Origin of the sequence: Caballeronia sp. BR00000012568055 (assembly GCF_029439455.1) — a bacterium.
GTDB lineage: Bacteria > Pseudomonadota > Gammaproteobacteria > Burkholderiales > Burkholderiaceae > Caballeronia.
The window spans coordinates 1-927 of record NZ_JAQFVG010000286.1 but is presented as its reverse complement, the minus strand read 5'-3'; the positions used below and the strand labels follow the sequence as shown (position 1 = coordinate 927).

Annotated in this window: 1 protein-coding gene; it reads right to left on the bottom strand. The window is 62.4% G+C overall.

The genetic code is table 11. The features are described 5' to 3' along the window. The coding region (locus P7F28_RS17395) for a VWA-like domain-containing protein (protein ID WP_277185766.1) at positions 1-927 on the bottom strand (927 nt) is incomplete at both ends.

Genomic DNA, 927 nt, shown 5'->3' with positions numbered 1-927 from the left:
TTTCACCAAATGGCGCTTTGCGAGCGCGTGTCAAAGGGGTCGTTGACGCCCAAAGAACCGGGTAATGCGGAGCGATAGCCGGAAACCGCCCGTCCATGTCCGTGAGATAGACAAGAAATGCCGGATTCATGCTGTCTTCCACGATCCGGTTAAATGGGTCAACGAACGCCGTGCCACCCCCGCCGCGCACAGGCTTGATCTCCGGCGAATCGCCCCACTCGAAGATCTGCAACTGCGTGACGCGCGTATCACAGTCCATCACGATCAGCCGCGCCGGTTTCAACGAATGGAAAACCGCGAGGATCTCCGCATCGAACTGCGCCTGCGTCTCGTCAAACACCGAACCGCTGGAGTCGCGCACGAAGACCGCATCGCCGATCGCCGGGGTATGCAGCGCGGGCAAGTAGAACCCGAGATGCAGATATCGGCGGTTGGGCGTCGCGAAGCTGTAGTCCGACGGCGACGACTGCTGCGCGAAGCGATGCAGCACTGCGCGCCAATCGACCACGGGCCCCACCGCCTCGCCCGCCATCGCCTGCAGATCGCCCGGCAACTTGCCGCGCACCGCGGCCGCTTTCGCAGCTTGCGTCACGGCAACCTTCCACTCGGCCTCCTTTACCGGCTTGTCCGGCCCCTTGTACGGGCGAACTTCACCGAACGAACCTGGATTCGACGAGGGTTGCGGGCCTGGCTGTTGCGCCGGTTCCCCAGCCGGCTTCCCGTTCGATTGCGACCGTTGATCGGGTAAGTTCGGCTGCTGCTGGCCGGGCGGACTCGACTGCTGAGTTTTCGGAGGCTGTTGTTGCTTCTGTTTGGCCTCCTGCGTGAGCAAGCCGTAGATCTCTTCGGCTGACTTCCCCGTATAGCGTGCATCGACGAGCGCCCCTTTCGGCAGAACCATGCCCGATGACATCACGATCGGATTGA